Source organism: Achromobacter sp. NCFB-sbj8-Ac1-l, from assembly GCF_052695805.1.
In genome coordinates, this window is record NZ_CP199812.1 from 5,871,373 (window position 1) to 5,888,875 (window position 17,503).

Genomic DNA, 17,503 nt, shown 5'->3' on the forward strand with positions numbered 1-17,503 from the left:
CCATGACAGATGCCTCCCGCACGGCCCAACCGGCCCTGGACCCCGCCATCCTGCAGCAGGCTGCCGAATGGATCGCCCAATTGTGGTCGGACGATGTCACCGACCAGGACCGCGCTGACTGCGCCCGCTGGCGCGCCAGGCATCCCGATCACGAACAGGCCTGGCAGCGCCTGCTGGCGTTCGAGGGCAAGCTCTTGGGCCTGCCCCGCGAGGCCGCCCGCCATGCCCTGCGCCGACCCAAGACCAGCGCCGGCCGGCGCCGCGCCCTGCGCGCGCTGAGCCTGGGAGTGATCGTGCTGGGCGCCGGCTATGCCGCACGCAGCACCGGCACCTGGCAGCGCGCAGCTGCCGACTACCGCAGCGCCACTGGCGAGATCCGCGACCTGACCCTGCCGGACGGCACGCGCGTCACCCTGTCCACCGCGTCGGCCATCGACCTGCGCTTTTCCGATACGGAACGGCTGGTGGTGCTGCGGGCAGGCGAAATCCTGATTGCCACCGCGCCCGATACCGTCGCCCTGGCCCGCCCCTTCCTGGTCCGCACGCGGCACGGTTCGGTACAGGCGCTGGGCACGCGCTACAGCGTGCGCGATGACGACGACACCACGCGTGTGGCGGTGTTCGAAGGCGCGGTTGAAATCCGACCCATGGACGCGCCGGGCCAGGCCGTCCGCCTGGATGCAGGCCAGGGCTCGCGCTTTTCGCGCGACCGCGTCGAGCCGCCCGCGGCCGCGAACGATGACGCGGCCGCCTGGAGCCGAGGCCTGCTGGTGGCCGACGGCATGCGGCTGGAAGACTTCACCGCCGAACTGGCGCGCTATCGGTCCGGCGTCGTGCGCTGCGACCCGGCGGTCGCCGACCTGCGCGTGAGCGGCGTGTTTTCACTGCGCGACACCGACAGGGCGCTGGAGAACCTGACGCGCGGGCTACCGGTGGACGTCGTGTATCGCACGCGCTATTGGGTCACGCTGCGCGCGGCCGATCGGTCCGCAGACTGACGCCCGCCACCACCGTTACAACTTTTCTTCGCGATCGCTTGTCCCTCAGGCCGGCTCGTTCGGGATACAGGGTGACTCCCCTTTTCCCTCGACCCGATCAGCAAGGCTTACTTCATGTCCGTTCACCCGCCGTTCCGTCGCCGCCCCGCTGCCGCGCCGTCTTCCCGCCCGCTTCGTCGCTTGGTCGCCTCGCAGCGCGCCGCCGCGATCCGGCTGGCGCTCTTGATGGGCGGCGGGCTGGCCGCCTGCGCCACCGCGCCGCTGGCGCAGGCCCAGGCCAGCGCCGAGGCGCGCCGCCCCTACACCGTGGCCGCCGGCCCGCTCAGCCAGGCGCTCAATGCCTACGCCAGCGCGGCGGGCGTCGAACTGACCATGAACGACGGCCTGCTGCAAGGCAAGCGCAGCGACGGCATCGCCGGCAGCTACACCGTGGGCGAAGGTTTCGCGGCGCTGCTGCGCGGCCACGGCCTGCAAGCCCGGCGCGAAGCCAACGGCAGCTACACCCTCGCGCCCGCGCCAGCCACGTCGTCGGACGCCACCACGCTGGAGGCCGTCACCGTCACCGCACGGCCGGAAAGCGCCACCGGTCCGCTGCATGGCTACGCCGCCCGCGTCAGCGCCACCGGCACCAAGACCGACACGCCCATCATCGAAACGCCCCAATCGATCACGGTGGTGGGGGCGGAAGAAATCGAGACGCTCAAGGCGCAGAGCCTGCAGGACGCGCTGGGCTACGTGGCGGGCGTGAGCCGCGCGGAAGGCCAGGACCGTACCTCCGACAGCCTGTTCCTGCGCGGCTTTCGTGGCAGCCAGGGCAACTATTTCCGCGACGGTACGTTGTACACAGTGAATATCTACAACGGGCGCCAGGAGCTTTACGGCCTGGAACGGGTCGAATTCCTCAAAGGCGCAGCCTCGGTGCTCTATGGTGCCGCGCCGCCGGGCGGCGTGATCAACACGGTCAGCAAGCGCCCCACTGTCGAACCGCTGCATGAACTGAACATCGAGGCGGGCAACTTTCGCCGCAAGCAGATTTCCGGCGACTTTGGCGGCGCCCTCGACGACGAGGGCAAATGGTCATACCGCCTGACCGCCCTCAAGCGCGACAGCGACGCCTTCATCGATTACGTCCCGGATGACCGAACCTATGTCGCCCCGGCGCTCAAGTGGCAGCCCACCGATGCCACGTCCCTGACGCTGCTGGCCGAATACCAGGAAGACCGCACGGCCTATGTCTATGGCCTGCCGGCCCAGGGCACGGTGCTGCCAAACATCAACGGCAAGATCCCCCGCAACCGCTACACCGGCGAACCCGGCTTCGACAAATTCGTCATGAAGCGCTATTCGGTCGGCTACCTGTTCGAACACGCGTTCACGGACCAGCTCAAGCTGCGCAACAGCGTGCGCTACTTCCACGCAGACAGCACCTATTTCTCTACCGACATCTGGCAGTTGCAAGCCGACCAGCGCCACACGGCCGACCGCGGCGCCATGCCGCGCTGGGACCGTTCATCCGCCGTGGTGGCCGATACGTCGCTGCAGTACGACCTGGATACCGGCCCGCTGCACCACACGTGGCTGGCCGGCCTGGACTATTCGCTGCCCAAGCATGAGACCGAGCGCTATGTGCGCGCCAACAACAACATCGATCTCTACGACCCGGTCTACGGCGTGCCCCTGGGGCCCGCGCAACCGTTCCCGGGATCGTCCTCGAAAAGCGACATGAAACGTCTGGGGGTCTATCTCCAGGATCAGATCAAGATCGCCGACAAATGGGTCGTGCTGCTGGGGGGGCGGCACGACTGGGTCACGGTCAATGAGCGCAATTTCTTCACGGGTGAAAAGCTCGCGGACAATGAAAAGAGCCAGGCCTTCACCGGCCGCGCCGGCGTGGTCTACCTGGCCGACAATGGCCTCGCGCCGTTCCTGAGCTACAGCGAATCGTTCGAGCCGACCAGCGGCCAGGACCGCCAGGGCAACCGCTTCAAGCCCACCACCGGCCAACAATACGAGGCCGGCCTGCGCTACCAGCCGGCGGGGTCGGACACCCTGCTGTCCGCGGCGATCTACCAGCTGACGCGCAAGAACGTGAACGTGGCCGACCCGTTCGACACGAACTATGAAATCCAGGCCGGACAGGCCCGTGCACGCGGCCTGGAACTGGAAGCCCGCACCCGCGTCGGCCGCCACGCCAACCTGATCGCCGCCTACGCCTATACCGATGCGCGCACGCTCAAGGCCAGCCCGCTGCAGCCCGACGAGGTCGGCAAGCGCCTGAACTCGGTGCCCTTCAATCAATTCTCGGTGTGGGGCGACTATGGCTTCGGCGCATTCGGCCTGCCGGGGCTGCGGGTCGGCGCGGGCGTGCGCTATGTCGGCAGCACGCGCGGCATGGCGCACGGCACGGCGGTCGAAGTACCGTCGTTCACGCTGCTGGACGCCATGGTCAGCTACACCACCGGCCCCTGGCGGTTCGCGCTCAACGCCACCAACCTGGCCGACAAGACCTACATCGGCAGCTGCACCTACGGCTGCTTCTATGGCGAACCGCGTCGGGTGATCGGCACGGCAAGCTATCGCTGGTAGCGCGGTGACCGGCGGGGGCAGCTCGCCCCCACCGTCCACCTGGCGTACACCCTCAAAACCCCATTTGTCCACCCCCGGCAACTTTTAGTACTATCTTCCTCAGAAATTCTATATACGCACAAATGTTCGTATATAGAACAAACAGATTTTCCCGGCCCCCGCGCACAGGAAGACACCGACGGAAGAGACAGCAGCACGTCCCTGGTTCCCGCCTGTGCCGCCCTGGCGCCCGGCCCGTAAGGCCCAAGCGAACCTCATGGATACTCCCCTCAAGCATCTCGCCGTCATCGGCGCCGGCGCCATGGGCAGCGGCATCGCCGCGCTCTTCGCCTCGAAGGGACTGAACATCGTCCTGATCGACCCCATGGCCGGCGCCCTGGAACGGGCCCGCGGCACCATCGAACGCCAGCTCAACGTCTACGCCCCCGGCCAGGTCCAGGAAACCCTGCAGCGCATCCGCATGCAAGCCGACCTGTCCGCCGCCGTCGGCAGCGACCTCATCATCGAAGCCGTTCCGGAAAACCTCGAACTCAAGCGCGGCCTGTTCGCCAAGCTCGACGCCCTGTGCCCGCCCCAGGCCATCTTCGCCACCAATACCTCGGGCCTGTCCATCAACGCCATCGCGAGCGCCGTCGCGCGCCGCGACCGCTTCGTCGGCACCCACTTCTTCACGCCCGCCGACGTCATCCCGCTGGTCGAGGTCGTGCGCAACGACGACACCTCCGACGACACCGTCGCCCGCGTCATGGCCACCCTGCGCTTTGGCGGCAAGCGGCCCGTGCTGGTGCGCCAGGACATCCCCGGCTTCATCGCCAACCGCATCCAGCACGCCCTGGCCCGCGAAGCCATCTCGCTACTGGAAAAGGGCGTGGCCAGCGCCGAAGACATCGACGAAGTCGTGAAATGGAGCCTCGGCATCCGCCTGGCCCTGTCCGGCCCGCTCGAACAGCGCGACATGAACGGCATCGACGTTCACTACGCCATCGCCAGCTACCTCTACCAAGACCTGGAAAACCGCACCGAGCCGTCCGACCTGCTCAAAAGCAAAGTCGAACAAGGCCAGCTGGGCGCCAAGAGCGGCCAGGGCTTCTACACCTGGAGCCCCGAGCGCCGCGAACAGGTGCTGCGCGAGAAAAGCGCCGCCCTGGGCGAACTGGCTGCCTGGCTGAACCAGAAAGCCGGCGATTCCTGACGCCCCCGCAGGCACCCCGAATACCCATTACATAAGGCGCGCGGCAATCCGCCTGACGCGCCAGCGGGCCACGAGCCCACCACACAAAGAAACCGATCGTCCCACCCGCTGCGCGCCCCTACCCGGCGCGTCGCGGCGCAAGACACCAGAGCAATACGCCTTACCGGAGTTCGTTGGAGGCATCATGAATAAATTGGCATCTTTTTTTACTGAGCTGATGCGCAAGTATCTGCCCGATCCTTTCGTTTTCGCGATCGCGCTGACCTTGCTCACCGTGCTGCTGGCCATGGGCATCGAGGGCCAGGGCATCGGCGACATCACCCGCGCCTGGGGCAAGGGCTTCTGGAGCCTCTTGGCCTTCACCACCCAGATGGCCGTCATCCTGGCCATGGGCTACGTGCTGGCCACCGCGCCGCTGACCGACCGCCTGCTCAACCGCATCGTCAGTCACGTGCACAAGCCGCACACCGCCATCATCGTCGCCACCCTGGTCGGCGGCGTCGGCAGCTACCTGAACTGGGGCTTCGGCCTGGTCATCGGCGGCATCGTCGCCAAGAAGCTGGCGCTCAAGGTCAAGGGCGTGCACTACCCCCTGATCATCGCCTCGGCCTACAGCGGCTTCACCATGTACGGCCTGGGCCTGTCCGCCAGCATCCCCGTGCTGGTCGCCACCCCCGGCCACCCCACCGCCAAGCAGATGGGCATCATCCCGCTGACGGAAACCATCTTCTCGGTGCCCATGCTGATCACCAGCCTGGTCATCATCGTGACGCTGCCGCTGCTCAACGCCTGGCTGCATCCGAAGAAAGGCGAGAAGATCGTCGAAGTGGACCCGGCCATCGACCGCGACGCCAACGCGTCCAATGCGGCCGAAGACATGCTGGAAAAGGGCACCATTGCCTCCAAGCTCAACAACAGCCGCATCCTCAGCCTGTTGATCGGCGCCCTGGGCGTGGCCTACGTGGCCTTCCACTTCATCGACGGCGGCTCGCTCGACCTGAACCTGATCAACTTCATCATCCTGTTCCTGGGCATCATCCTGCTGGGCACGCCGGCCGCCTACGTGGCCAAGCTGACCGAAGGCATCAAGACGATCTCGGGCATCATCCTGCAGTACCCGTTCTACGCCGGCATCATGGCCATCATGGCCGCCTCGGGCCTGGTCACCACCATCTCGAAGGTCTTCGTCGACGTCGCCACGCCGGCCTCGCTGCCGTTCTGGGGCCTGATCAGCTCGTTCGTCATCAACTTCTTCGCGCCCTCGGCCGGCGGCCACTGGGTCATCCAGGGTCCGTTCATGATCGATGCTGCCCGCGAAATCGGCAGCGCGCTGAACCAGACCACCATGGCCGTGATGCTGGGCAATGCCTGGAACGACCTGGTGCAGCCCTTCTGGATCCTGCCGGCCCTGGCGCTGTCCAAGCTGAAGCTGCGCGACGTGATGGGCTACACGGTCATCATGATGCTGTGGGTGGGCGTGATCCACATCACGGCCGTCCTGGCCTGGGGATATCTCACCCACTGATCGCCGCGGCGCCCCGCGGGGCGCCGCGCACCAAAGACTGGAACGGGAAACCGATATGAGCAAACCTACCGCATATCTCGTGACCGGCGGCAGCGCCGGGATCGGCGCCGCCATCATCCGCATGCTGCTGGACGCGGGGCATCAGGTGGTCAATATCGACTACAAGCTGCCCGAGAACCCGCCCGCCGGGCTGGTGTCGTACCAGGCCGACCTGACCGATGAAGCGCGCACCAAGGCGGTCGCCGCCGAGGTCACCGCGGCCTACAACATCGTCGGGCTGGTGAACAATGCCGGCGCCACGCGCCCGGGCACCGCCGACACGGCCACGCTGGCCGACCTGGACTATGTGGTGAACCTGCATCTGCGCACCGCGCTGATCCTGGTGCAGGCCGCGCTGCCCGCCATGCGCGAAGCCGGCTTCGGCCGCATCGTCAACATGTCGTCGCGCGCCGCGCTGGGCAAGCCGGACCGCGTGGTCTATTCGGCCACCAAGGCCGGTTTGGTGGGGCTGACGCGCACGCTGGCCATGGAACTGGGCGGCGACGGCATCACCGTCAACGCCATCGGCCCGGGCCCCATTGCCACCGACTTGTTCACCAAGAGCAATCCCGCCGGCGCGCCCCAGACCGAACGCATCATCAACAGCATCGTGGTCAAGCGCCTGGGCACGCCCGAAGACGTGGCGCGCGCCGCGATGTTCTTCCTGTCGCCCGACAACGGCTTCGTCACCGGCCAGATGCTGTATGTCTGCGGCGGCACGACGCTGGGCGTCGCCCCGATCTGAGGCCCGCCGCCATGCGCGCCCGCCCCCGCCTCAGCCCCTGCGCGCGCCGCCTAGCGGCGCAGCAGCGCGTGGTTGATCTGGTCGGCGGCGCGGCGCAGCGGCGGCAGGAACGCGGCGAGCATCTCTTCGCGCGAAAAGCGGTTGGCATGACCGCTGACGTTCATGGCCGCGATCACGCGGCCGCTGCGGTCCACGATGGGCACGGCCACCGATTGCAGGCCGGGCTCCAGTTCCTGCGCCACGCAGGCGTAGCCGTCGGCGCGCACGCCGGCCAGCAGTCGCTTGAGTTCGGCGATGTCGGTCACCGTGTGCGCGGTATAGGCCTGGATCTGGCTCATGGCCAGCACCCGGTCCAGCTCGGGAGCGGGCAGCCCCGCCAGCAGCACCCGGCCCATCGACGTGACCCACGCCGGCAGCCGGCTGCCCACCGCCAGGTTGATCGTCATGACCTTGTGCGTCGACAGCCGCAGGATGTAGACGATGTCCGCGCCTTCCAGCACCGACACGGAACACGACTCGCGCGTCTGCTCGGCCACTTCTTCCATGTAGGGCAGCGCCAGGTTCCACAGCGGCGTGCCCGACAGATAGGCGTAGCCCAGTTCCAGGATGCGCGGAGTCAGCGTGAACTTGCGGTCTTCGACCGTGACGTAGCCCAGGTGCTCAAGCGTCAGCAGGATGCGGCGCGCGCCCGCGCGAGTCAGGCCGGTGACGGCGGCGACCTCGGACAAGGTCATCTGCGAACGCTCGGGGCCGAAGGCCCGGATCACGGACAGGCCGCGTGCAAAGGATTGAACGTAGCTGTCGCTGGGTTGCTGGGTTTCTTGCTCGGCCATCCGTCTACCGCGAAAAGAAGCGTTGCCGTTGCCGGCAACCCTGAACGGGGGAGATCGCACCGCGCCGGCTTGCCTTGACGGTCGACTTTCCCCATGAAACGATGTTCTTCAGAAGAACGAAAGTTCTAATTAAGAACAAATTATGACACGCCACCTATGAGCGAACACCATGATTTCTAAGCTTGTTGCAAGCGCGGCGGCCGCCCTCGCCGACGTCCCCGACGGCGCCACCGTCATGATCGGCGGCTTCGGCACCGCCGGCCAGCCCATGGAACTGATCGACGCCCTGCTCGAACAAGGCGCGAAAGACCTGGTCATCATCAACAACAACGCCGGCAACGGCACCACCGGCCTGGCCGCCCTGCTCGGCGCCAACCGCGTGCGCAAGATCATCTGCTCGTTCCCCCGCCAGGTGGACTCGCAGATCTTCGACGGCCTGTACCGCAGCGGCAAGATCGAGCTTGAACTGGTGCCCCAAGGCAACCTGGCCGAGCGCATCCGCGCCGCCGGCGCCGGCATCGGTGCGTTCTTCTCGCCCACCGGCTACGGCACCCCGCTGGCCGACGGCAAGGAAACCCGCGAAATCAATGGCCGCCAGTACGTGCTGGAATATCCGCTGCACGCCGACTACGCGCTGATCAAGGCCGAGCGCGGCGACCGCTGGGGCAACCTGGTGTACCGCAAGACCGCCCGCAATTTCGGCCCCATCATGGCCAGCGCCGCGCGCGTGGCCGTGGCGCAGGTGCGTGAAGTCGTCGAACTGGGCACCCTGGACCCGGAAACCGTCGTCACCCCCGGCATCTTCGTGCAGCGCGTCGTGCAGATACCCGCCACCCCGGCCGCCAAGGAGCAGCAATGAGCACCAAACTGACCCGCGACCAGATCGCCGCCCGCGTTGCGCAGGACATCCCTGAAGGCGCCTACGTCAACCTCGGCATCGGCCTGCCCACCCTGGTGGCCAACCACCTGCCGGCCGACCGCGAAGTCATCCTGCATACCGAAAACGGCATGCTGGGCATGGGCCCGGCCCCGGCCAAGGGCGAAGAAGACTACGACCTGATCAACGCCGGCAAGCAGCCCGTCACCGAACTGCCCGGCTGCTCGTTCTTCCACCATGCCGACTCGTTCGCCATGATGCGCGGCGGCCACCTGGACATCTGCGTGCTGGGCGCCTTCCAGGTGTCGCAGCACGGCGACCTGGCCAACTGGCACACCGGCGCGCCCGACGCCATCCCCGCCGTGGGCGGCGCGATGGACCTGGCCATCGGCGCCAAGGACGTGTTCGTCATGATGGAACTGACCACCCGCGAAGGCCAGAGCAAGCTGGTCGAGGCCTGCACCTATCCGCTGACCGGCGTGCGCTGCGTGTCTCGCGTGTACACCGACGTGGCCGTGTTCGACATCCGTGCCGACGGCGTGACCGTCATCGACATGTTCGGCGAGGTCACCGCCGACGAGCTGCTGCGCCTGACCGGCCTGCCGCTGAAGTTTTCCCAATAAGGAGATAAGCAATGCTGTTCATGGTTCAAATGCAAGTCAACCTGCCCGTCGACATGCCGGCCGAACGCGCCGACAAGCTCAAGGCCGACGAAAAGGCCCTGGCGCAGCAGCTGCAGCGCGATGGCAAATGGAAGAGCCTGTGGCGCGTGGTCGGCCGCTACGCCAACGTCAGCATCTTCGACGTCGAAAGCAACGACGAACTGCACACGCTGCTGTCGTCGCTGCCGCTGTTCCCGTACATGGACATCAACGTCACGGCGCTGGCGCGCCACCCGTCCGCGATCTGACCGGAGCCGCCCATGCCCTACATCATCGAAACCTTCGACAAGCCCGGCCACCAGGCCGTGCGCCAGCAGCACCGCGCCGCACACCTGGAATACCTGGATGCCAACAAGCACCTGCTGCTGGCCTGCGGCGCCAAGCTGCAGGACGACGGCACGGATGCGGGCGGCGGCCTGTACATCGTCGACCTGGACACGCGCGAAGCCGCGCAACAGTTCATCGATGCCGACCCGTTCGCCCAGGCCCAGCTGTTTGACCGCGTGACCATCACCCGCTGGCGCAAAGCCTACGTCAACGGCACCTGCCATCTGTAATCAAGACACGGCCGCCCCCGGGCGGCCGTTGCCCATTCCCGAGGATTTCCCCATGTCTTACGCCGATCTCAGCCAGGCAAGGCTGTTCTACGTCATCGACGGCCCCGCCGACGCCCCGGTGCTGGTGCTGTCCAACTCGCTCGGCACCTGCGCCGACATGTGGGCGCGCCAGGTGCCCGAACTGAGCAAGCACTTCCGCGTGCTGCGCTACGACACTCGCGGGCATGGCAAATCCTCGGTGCCCGATGGCGAATACACCTTTGCGCAGCTGGGCAACGACGTGGCCGAACTGCTGGCCCACCTGAACATCAAGCAGGCGCACTTCTGCGGCCTGTCGATGGGCGGCCCCACCGGCCTGTGGCTGGCGCTGAACCGCCCCGAACTGATCAACAAACTGATCCTGTGCAACACCGCCGCGCGCATCGGCTCGGCCGAAGGCTGGAGCACCCGCATTGCCGCAGTCGCCGAACAGACGCTGGAAAAGATGGCGCCCACGCTGGTCCAGCGCTGGCTGACCGACGACTACCGCGCCGCCGAACCGGGCCTGACCCAGGTGCTGGTCGACATGCTGCGCCGCACCCCCGACGCCGGCTATTCGGGCAATTGCGCCGCGCTGCGCGACGCCGATTTCCGCGAACAGGTCTCGGCCATCAAGGCCCCCACGCTGGTCATCGCCAGCACCCACGACCTGGCCGCCACGCCCGCCCAAGGCCGCGAACTGACTGACGCCATCGCCGGCGCGCAATACCTGGAATTGAACACCTCCCACATTTCCAACTGGGAGCAACCGGAAGCCTTCACCCGCGCGGTCGTCGACTTCCTGACGGAGTAAACCGCATGCAGCGCTGGACCCACCGGCCCGAGAGCTCCAACTGGGGCGACTTCGGACCCGACGACCAACTCGGCCGCCTGAACCTCATTACCGAAGAACAAGTCTTGAAAGGCGCGCGCGAAATCCGCGCCGGCAAGACGTTCTGCCTGTCCCTGCCCCTGGACCTGCCCGGCGGCAACGTGCTCAACCCGCGCCGCCATCCGCCGCAGCTGAGCCCCACGAAGCTGCAGGACACGCCCTACCTGAACTTCCCCCTGCGCAACGTCAACCCCGATGCGGTGGATGTGCTGAGCGACGACCAGGTACTGCTGTCCATGCAGTATTCCACCCAGTGGGACGCGCTGGCGCACGTCGGCGCGCTGTTCGACGCCGACGGCGACGGCAAGCCCGAACTGCGCTACTACAACGGCTTCCAGGCCGGCGTGGACGTGCTCGGCCCGGCCGATGGCGACCACACCGGCTGCGGCTGCAACAGCGGCGGCCCGTCGGCCGCGCTCAAACTCGGCGTGGAAAACCTGGCGCAGAAAGGCATGCAGGGCCGCGGCGTGCTGGTCGACCTGTTCCGCCACTACGGTCCCGGCCGCACCCTGATCGGCCACGCCGAACTCATGCACGTGCTGACCACCGACCACATCGACGTCGAACCCGGCGACATGCTGGTGCTGCGCACCGGCTACGCCGAGGCGGTCGTCGCCATGAACGGCACACCGGACGCCCAGGTGCTGCACACCTACGGCGCCGCGCTGGACGGCACTGACGCCGCGCTGCTGCAATGGATCACCGACAGCGGCATCGCCGCCATCTGCGCCGACAACTACGCGGTCGAGGCCTACCCCGCCCGCGAAAAGACCGGCCCGCGCGCCATGCTGCCGCTGCACCACCACTGCCTGTTCAAGCTGGGCCTGCCCCTGGCCGAACTCTGGTACCTCAAAGACCTGGCCGACTGGCTGCACGCCAACGGCCGCCACCGCTTCATGCTGACCGCCCCGCCGCTGCGCCTGCCGCACGCGATCGGATCGCCGGTCACGCCGATCGCCACGGTGTAAGCCACGCGGTATCCCCCAAAAGAAAAAGCGCCGACCCGTTCAACGGTCGGCGCTTTTTTGCATCAAGCGGCGTTCAGCCCTTCAGGCAGGTGCTCATGAACGTCTTGCGCTTGTCGCCGGTCAGCTTCTGTTCACCGGCCTTGGCGTTGCAGTCCTTCATCTTCTGCTGCTGCGGCGTCAGCTGCTTGGCGGGCGGCGGGGCCTCGCCTTTCAGGCACGCGCTCATGTACGTCTTGCGGTCGTCGCCCTTCTTGCCTTCCGCCGACTTGTTGCAATCGGCCATGCGCTGCTGCTGCGCGGTCGGCGTCTTGGCGGGAGCGGGCGTCGTGGCCGCGGGCGTCTGGGCATAGGCGGCGCCCAGGAAGCTGGCGGACAACACAATGGCCGAAGCCAACTGGCTAGTACGGGAAAGCATGGGTTCCTCCCTTGAGCGCCCGCCGACGCCATCCACGCGCACAACCGGGCCGCACGTTCCGCCGGCCAAGGTGCCGGCCCGGTCATCATCGGACAAACCAGACCGCTTCGCAAGCGCCCAAAAGACAACAAATGCTAACGCCACCGCTCCCATTCAGCTTGCGGAAAGGCGCGGAAAATGTGCCCAGAAATCCCCAACTTGGAGACATTCCGATGCACTTGTGGCATCCGCAGAGAAATCTGGGGCAAACCCGCGCAACCTGTTACCCATTCATCCTTTCAGCCCGTTGTGCCGGGCAGCGGAAAGGTGTGAGATAGGCGCATATCCCGCGGCAACGCCAGGCACAAGACCGCGGCCCAGGCAGCCCGGCTTGCCGCGCCGGCCTCACAGGAGACCCGCATGAAAACCGCCCTCGCCCTCGTCGCCCTGCTGGCCGGCCTGACCGGCGCCGCCAACGCCCAGAGCTTCCTCTACGGCGTCACCCTGGGCAACATCCAGGCCGTCCGCGACACCAACGAAAACGTCTCCACCATCACCGGCTCGCTCGCCAACCAATCCACCCGCGCCATCAACAACGTCATGCTCACCTTCGTCCTCTACGACGCCCAGGGCCGCGAAGTCGGCCGCGTCCGCGACGACGACATCGGCCCCCTCGCCCCCGGCCAGATCAAGATGATCCGCGCCATCACCCCCCTGCAATTCGCCAAGGTCACGGCGTTAGACATCAGGGCTAGATAATGCCCCCACGCCGCGCGCTTCGCGCTTGCTGCCCCCCAAGGGGGCGCCCCGGCCTTCGGGCGGCCGGGCGGCCGGGGGGGGCTATCCTTGCAAGGAATTAAAAACCCTGGCGATATCAGGGTTTAGTCAAACAAGTCCGGGTCCAAGTATGGGAAAATTCCGTATGCCGACTCGACAGAAGGGGCTTCCACACGAAGCCCCTTGTTGCGTCCGCGGCGCGCCAGCACGCCTGGCATCGTTACCAAGGAAGTGAAGATCATGTTTCCCAAAAGACTCACCGAAGGCTATCAATCGTTTCTCGAAGGCCGTTTCCATTCCGAACGCAGCCGCTACGAAAAACTGGCCGAAACTGGGCAAAGCCCGGAAATCCTGATCATCGGCTGCTGCGACTCACGCGTCTCGCCCGAAGCCATCTTCGATGCCGGCCCCGGCGAAATGTTCGTCGTGCGCAACGTCGCCAACCTGGTCCCGCCCTGTGACCCCGACTCCGAATCCTCGTACCACGGCACCAGCGCCGCCATCGAATTCGCCGTCAATGGCCTGAACGTCAAACACATCGTCGTCCTGGGCCACGCCTCCTGCGGCGGCATCCGCGCCTTCTTCGACGACGCCAAGCCCCTCACCAAGGGCGACTTCATCGGCAAGTGGATGTCCCAGATCGCCCCCGTCGCCGACGCCATCGGCCCCGGCACCGACGACCGCGCCGCCAACCTCAAGCGCCTGGAACTCGCCGTCATCGGCCACAGCCTGAACAACCTGATGACCTTCCCCTCCATCCGCCGCCGCGTGGAAAAGGGCGAACTCGAACTCCACGGCACCTACTTCGGCGTCGCCACCGGCGTCCTCTTCCTGCGCGACCCCGCCACCGGCGAATTCCACCCCTGCCTGGAAACCGGCCTGCCGGCGTAACCCCAGCGCGGCGCGGCGACGCAGCACCCAGCCCCAAGCTGCCGCCCGCGAGTGGCGCGCACGCCCCAAAGCGTGCGCGCCCACCGCAAGCAATCACAGACACAAGTCACACCGGCCGCACCCTCAGCAGGCCGCTAACGCTACGCAAGCCGGTAACCCGCAAGCGCGCAGCGTCATCCCCACGACGCAAGACACCCCGTAAGCCGAGCAAGGCCGCCCGCGCGGCCGGCACGAGGCGGGCCCCGCAAACCGCTCCAACCCCAAACGATCTTGGCCAAAACGCCAAGCACGCAATTCGCCCCAACGTCCGGCACTAATGGACATCAAGAGCGCGTGACGGGGCAGGCGGGTGAGGGCGGGGCGTGTAGATGCGCCCGACGGAATCGGAAGGGAAGGCCGAAGGCCTGGACGACGATGAGGACGGGCCAGTCCGGAGCGAAGGCTCCGGACCGCAATCGTAGCCCCGCCCTCACCCGCCTGCCCCGTCACGCGCGCCTTAAGAACTCAAACCGACGCAAAAAAAACCCCCCCCCTAAACCCGATAAGCCTGCGCCAACCTCTCATAATTATTCTTAAGAATAATCCCCGCGTAGTAGACATGCTCCCGCATGAGATCCTCAGCCCGCGCCCCATCCCGCCCGATGATCGCGTTCACGATCCGATGATGATCATCGTGCGACCTCAAGATAATCCCATGGTCCTCCCACAGGATGATCCGATCCGACGCATAGGGAATCGCCTGCGCCTGCGTCGCAAACCGCTTCACCCAGGGGTTCCCTGCCGCCTCCAGAATCCCGTTGTGCAAGGTAATGTTGACCTGCTGATAAGGCAGATGGTCCTCCGCCAGCAGCACCCCCTTGCCCAGAATCCGATCCCCTTCATCCAGGCAGTTCTTCAGCACCGCCACCGCATCGTTCGACAGTCCGCGTAGCGCCGCCTGCCGACAGGCCAGCCCTTCCAGCGCCGCCCGCACCTCGTAGGCCGCCACGATCTCGGCGATGTCATAGGCCCGCACCGTATAGCCGCGCTTGGGCAGATGTTCCAGCAACCCCTCATTGCCCAGCGTTGCCAGGGCCGCCCGCACCGGTGTGCGCGACACCCCCAGCTTCTCGGCCAGCGGGATTTCCTCCAGACGGGCCCCGGGGCTGAACTTGCCATGCAGCACCCAGTCCCGCAGCGTATCGGTAACGTGTTGAGAGAGCGTATCCATAGCCTCATTGTATACATGAAGAATACATACGACGGTCATGTGGACTACGCCGCTAGGGATCTCCCCTATGAGACACCGGAGTCGCATCCGAAATCTAGGGAAACCCCCTATACCTGCCCACCCTCCATGTATACATAATCGCAAAAAATTCAGACAGGCGGGCGCACTCCCCAAGGCGAGGCGACCCGTGCAACAGGAGACAGCATGTCCAATGTATCCACGCCGGCCGCGGGCCCGGCCCCGCGTCTTGCGCTCGTCACCGGCGGCGGCGGCGGCATCGGCGCCACCATCTGCCAGGAACTGGCACGCGCCGGCTACCGCGTCATCGTCTCCGACGTCGACGCCCAGCGCGCCCGTCGCGTCGCCGACGAACTGGGCGCCCCGCATGCCGCCCATGCCTTCGACGTCAGCGACGAAACCGCCGTCGAAACCGCCTTCGACCAGATCGAGCACGCCCACGGCCCCATCGCCGTCCTCGTCAGCGCCGCCGGCCTGCTGCTGTTCCAGGCCAACGGCGAACGCCCGCTCATCAAAGACACCACCCTGGACATCTGGGAACGCAGCTTCGCCGTCAACGCGCGCGGCGTCTTCCTGTGTGGCCGCGCCTATCTGCGCCGACGCGAAGCCGCGCCGCTCGCGCATGGCCGCATCGTTACCTTCACCTCGGTCGCCGCGCAGTTGGGCGGCTACCGCTCCAGCGCCTCGTACATCGCCGCCAAATCCGCCGTGCTGGGCCTGACCAAGGCCATGGCGCGTGAATCTGCGCACCTGGGCGTCACCGTCAACGGCATCGCGCCCGGCCTGATCGACACCGACATGCTGCGCAGCACCGTCACCAGCAGCGGCGCCCTGGCCGCCGCCGCGCAAGCCATTCCGCTGGGCCGCATCGGCACCGTCGACGACGTGGCCGCCGCCGTGCGATTCCTGGCCTCGGAAGAAGCCGGCTACATCACCGGCAGCGTCATCGACGTCAACGGCGGCTATCGCATGCAGTAACCCGCATGCAGTAACCCCTATCCGGCGGCCAGGCCGCCTACGCAGCAACGCGCCATGCATAAAGGCGCGCACACATAAAACGGGAGACACACCATGATCCACCCCCGCCGCTACGCGGCCGCCGCGCTCTGCGCCCTGGCCGTCGGCGCCACCGCCCAGGCCCAGCAGGAACCGGGCATCACCGACAAGACCATCAAGATCGGCCTGTTCGCGCCCCTGTCGGGCAGCGGCATGGCCTATGGCTTTGACGTCTTGAACGCCGCCAAGATGTGGTACGCCAAGGTCAACAAGGAAGGCGGCGTCAACGGCCGCCAGATCGAACTGGTGATCGAAGACGACCGCTGCAACGCCAACGACCTGGTCGCCGCGGTCAAGAAGCTGACCGAACAGGACAAGGTCTTTCTGCTGAATGGCGGCTCGTGCTCGGCCGCGGTGGTCGCCGCGCGCGAATACGTCGAACGCGAAAAGATGCCGCTGGTGATGTTGAACGCGTCCGGCGACGGCGCGCTGTATCCGCCGTCCAAGTACATCTATGGCGCGTTCTCGATCTCGCAGCACGCCGTGGGCGGATCGATGGTGCAGTTTGCCGCCGAACACCTGAAGGCCAAAAAGATCGGCTACATCAACCACGACGACGCCTACGGCGGCTGGAACCTGGAAGCCGCGCAGGCCCAGGCCAAGCAGCTGGACAACCTGGGCTTGCAGGTGCAGTCGGTCAACCCGAACATCACCGACGTCACCGCGCCGATGCTCAAGATCCGCGCCGCCAACCCCGACGTGCTGCTCCTGACCACCTACGCCCGCCCCGCCGCGCTGATCATCAAGAAGGCGCAGGAACTGGGTTGGAACAAACCCATCGTGCTGGCCGTGAACGGCACGGCCGACCTCAAGCAACTGGTCGAGAACGTCGGCAACAAGGATGCCTTCAAGAACGTCTACATCCAGGACGTGCTGGCCGATATGCCCGGCGGTCCCAAGCTGACCTGGGTCTACGACATGTACAAGCAGGCCTACCCCGACCTGGCCGCCAAGCCGGGCCATCCGCAGACCTACATGCCTTATGGCCTGCCGCCCGCCATGGCGGTGGTCAATGCGCTGAAGGCCGCCGGCCCGCAGCCTACCCGCGAGAAGGTGCTGGCCGCGCTGGAAACCATGAAGTTCGATTCCGGCGTCATGGCCGGCCCGATCGAATTCGGCCCCAACGACCGCGCCGCGCAGGAATCGGCCATCTACATCAAGTTCGACGGCACCAACATGTCGCTGGTGCCCGGCGCCTTCAAGAGCGTCTGGAAGTACCAGCCGTAAACCTGCCGCTACCACGGCCACAGGCCAGGTCCGCGCCG

The 17,503-nt window shown here is 66.5% G+C and carries 18 protein-coding genes; 15 read left to right on the plus strand and 3 right to left on the minus strand.

All coding sequences use genetic code 11. The features are described 5' to 3' along the window. Positions 1 to 2 precede the first annotated feature (2 nt). The 5 genes from ACUDP5_RS26915 to ACUDP5_RS26935 all read left to right on the plus strand — a co-directional run bounded on the left by ACUDP5_RS26915 (position 3) and on the right by ACUDP5_RS26935 (position 7,085). On the plus strand, positions 3 to 998 hold the full coding sequence (locus ACUDP5_RS26915; protein WP_445657687.1) for a FecR domain-containing protein: 996 nt from the start codon (positions 3 to 5) through the stop codon (positions 996 to 998). Positions 999 to 1,112: 114 nt separating this feature from the next. Continuing rightward, positions 1,113 to 3,584, plus strand: a complete 2,472-nt coding sequence (locus ACUDP5_RS26920) for a TonB-dependent siderophore receptor (RefSeq protein WP_445657688.1) — start codon at positions 1,113 to 1,115, stop codon at positions 3,582 to 3,584. A 256-nt stretch (positions 3,585 to 3,840) separates the two neighbouring features. Next, the gene (locus tag ACUDP5_RS26925) at positions 3,841 to 4,776 is read left to right on the plus strand and encodes a 3-hydroxyacyl-CoA dehydrogenase family protein (RefSeq protein ID WP_263915697.1); all 936 of its coding nucleotides are present in this window, start codon (positions 3,841 to 3,843) and stop codon (positions 4,774 to 4,776) included. Positions 4,777 to 4,960: 184 nt separating this feature from the next. Continuing rightward, the gene (locus tag ACUDP5_RS26930; RefSeq protein ID WP_263915696.1) at positions 4,961 to 6,301 is read left to right on the plus strand and encodes a short-chain fatty acid transporter; all 1,341 of its coding nucleotides are present in this window, start codon (positions 4,961 to 4,963) and stop codon (positions 6,299 to 6,301) included. A 55-nt stretch (positions 6,302 to 6,356) separates the two neighbouring features. Continuing rightward, positions 6,357 to 7,085: an SDR family NAD(P)-dependent oxidoreductase gene (locus tag ACUDP5_RS26935; RefSeq protein WP_263915695.1), complete on the plus strand. Its 729-nt coding sequence runs from the start codon at positions 6,357 to 6,359 to the stop codon at positions 7,083 to 7,085. Positions 7,086 to 7,135: 50 nt separating this feature from the next. On the opposite strand, the gene ACUDP5_RS26940 is transcribed toward ACUDP5_RS26935, so the two are convergent. Further along, entirely contained in the window at positions 7,136 to 7,918 is a 783-nt protein-coding gene (locus ACUDP5_RS26940; RefSeq protein ID WP_445657689.1) for an IclR family transcriptional regulator, read from the minus strand. Between the two features lie 169 nt (positions 7,919 to 8,087). On the opposite strand from ACUDP5_RS26940, the gene ACUDP5_RS26945 reads away from it, so the two are divergent. The 6 genes from ACUDP5_RS26945 to ACUDP5_RS26970 are packed head-to-tail and all read left to right on the plus strand — an operon-like array spanning position 8,088 to position 11,892. After that, positions 8,088 to 8,777: a 3-oxoacid CoA-transferase subunit A gene (locus tag ACUDP5_RS26945; RefSeq protein ID WP_445657690.1), complete on the plus strand. Its 690-nt coding sequence runs from the start codon at positions 8,088 to 8,090 to the stop codon at positions 8,775 to 8,777. Further along, positions 8,774 to 9,418, plus strand: a complete 645-nt coding sequence (locus ACUDP5_RS26950; RefSeq protein WP_025138289.1) for a 3-oxoacid CoA-transferase subunit B — start codon at positions 8,774 to 8,776, stop codon at positions 9,416 to 9,418. Before ACUDP5_RS26945 ends, ACUDP5_RS26950 begins: the two co-directional genes overlap by 4 nt. An 11-nt stretch (positions 9,419 to 9,429) precedes the next feature. Continuing rightward, entirely contained in the window at positions 9,430 to 9,705 is a 276-nt protein-coding gene (gene catC / locus ACUDP5_RS26955; protein WP_175191666.1) for a muconolactone Delta-isomerase, read from the plus strand. Between the two features lie 12 nt (positions 9,706 to 9,717). Next, positions 9,718 to 10,014 carry a YciI family protein gene (locus ACUDP5_RS26960; RefSeq protein WP_445657691.1) on the plus strand — a complete coding sequence of 99 codons (297 nt, stop codon included), beginning with the start codon at positions 9,718 to 9,720 and terminating at the stop codon, positions 10,012 to 10,014. A 52-nt stretch (positions 10,015 to 10,066) separates the two neighbouring features. Continuing rightward, the gene (pcaD, locus tag ACUDP5_RS26965; protein WP_445657692.1) at positions 10,067 to 10,846 is read left to right on the plus strand and encodes a 3-oxoadipate enol-lactonase; all 780 of its coding nucleotides are present in this window, start codon (positions 10,067 to 10,069) and stop codon (positions 10,844 to 10,846) included. Between the two features lie 5 nt (positions 10,847 to 10,851). Next, on the plus strand, positions 10,852 to 11,892 hold the full coding sequence (locus tag ACUDP5_RS26970) for a cyclase family protein (RefSeq protein ID WP_445657693.1): 1,041 nt from the start codon (positions 10,852 to 10,854) through the stop codon (positions 11,890 to 11,892). Positions 11,893 to 11,965: 73 nt separating this feature from the next. Here ACUDP5_RS26970 and ACUDP5_RS26975 read toward each other — a convergent pair whose 3' ends face one another. Next, positions 11,966 to 12,307, minus strand: coding sequence for a PsiF family protein (locus ACUDP5_RS26975; RefSeq protein ID WP_263915691.1), 342 nt, complete (start codon positions 12,305 to 12,307; stop codon positions 11,966 to 11,968). Between the two features lie 399 nt (positions 12,308 to 12,706). Between ACUDP5_RS26975 and ACUDP5_RS26980 the strand changes: the two genes are divergently transcribed. Continuing rightward, complete coding sequence (locus ACUDP5_RS26980) at positions 12,707 to 13,045, plus strand: FxLYD domain-containing protein (RefSeq protein ID WP_263915690.1); 339 nt, start codon at positions 12,707 to 12,709, stop codon at positions 13,043 to 13,045. Between the two features lie 258 nt (positions 13,046 to 13,303). Continuing rightward, complete coding sequence (locus tag ACUDP5_RS26985) at positions 13,304 to 13,954, plus strand: carbonic anhydrase (RefSeq protein ID WP_199165706.1); 651 nt, start codon at positions 13,304 to 13,306, stop codon at positions 13,952 to 13,954. A gap of 532 nt (positions 13,955 to 14,486) precedes the next feature. Here the strand turns inward: ACUDP5_RS26985 and ACUDP5_RS26990 are convergent. Beyond that, positions 14,487 to 15,164 (minus strand): GntR family transcriptional regulator, encoded by a 678-nt coding sequence (locus ACUDP5_RS26990; protein WP_025138481.1) that lies wholly within the window; start codon positions 15,162 to 15,164, stop codon positions 14,487 to 14,489. A 204-nt stretch (positions 15,165 to 15,368) separates the two neighbouring features. Here ACUDP5_RS26990 and ACUDP5_RS26995 point away from each other — a divergent pair, with 204 nt between their 5' ends. Further along, positions 15,369 to 16,160, plus strand: coding sequence for an SDR family NAD(P)-dependent oxidoreductase (locus ACUDP5_RS26995; protein ID WP_445657694.1), 792 nt, complete (start codon positions 15,369 to 15,371; stop codon positions 16,158 to 16,160). Positions 16,161 to 16,253: 93 nt separating this feature from the next. Next, positions 16,254 to 17,465, plus strand: coding sequence for an ABC transporter substrate-binding protein (locus ACUDP5_RS27000; RefSeq protein ID WP_025138479.1), 1,212 nt, complete (start codon positions 16,254 to 16,256; stop codon positions 17,463 to 17,465). Positions 17,466 to 17,503: the final 38 nt, after the last annotated feature.